This window comes from Pseudoalteromonas sp. MMG006 (assembly GCF_018101025.1).
Taxonomy (GTDB): domain Bacteria; phylum Pseudomonadota; class Gammaproteobacteria; order Enterobacterales; family Alteromonadaceae; genus Pseudoalteromonas.
Genome location: NZ_JAGJEJ010000061.1, coordinates 1 through 307, shown reverse-complemented (window position 1 = coordinate 307; position 307 = coordinate 1). Strand labels below are relative to the sequence as shown.

General features: G+C 50.5%; 1 pseudogene. It reads right to left on the bottom strand.

Annotated elements, in window-relative coordinates:
- Positions 1-307, bottom strand: a pseudogene (locus tag J8L73_RS19200) (hypothetical protein); the annotation flags it as partial.

Genomic DNA, 307 nt, shown 5'->3' with positions numbered 1-307 from the left:
AAGTAACGATACATCCAGACCCACTAATGACCAGTTGCCATCGGCATCCGTTGTAGTGGTGTATGTTGCACCAATACCCCCGTTAACAAGCTGCTCGGTAATGGTAATTTCACTGCCTGCTGGCAAGTCAGACGTTCCACTTAGGGTAACCAATAGACCAAGTTCAAACGTTGGCGTAAAGGCAAGCGCCGGTGGAGTAATATCCACTTCGCCACTGCCAGTATCGGTGCCTGTGTTGCCTGCAGCATCAGTAATGCTCGCGCTAACACTGTAATTCCCTTCAGCTAAGTCAGTTGGAGGTGTCGCG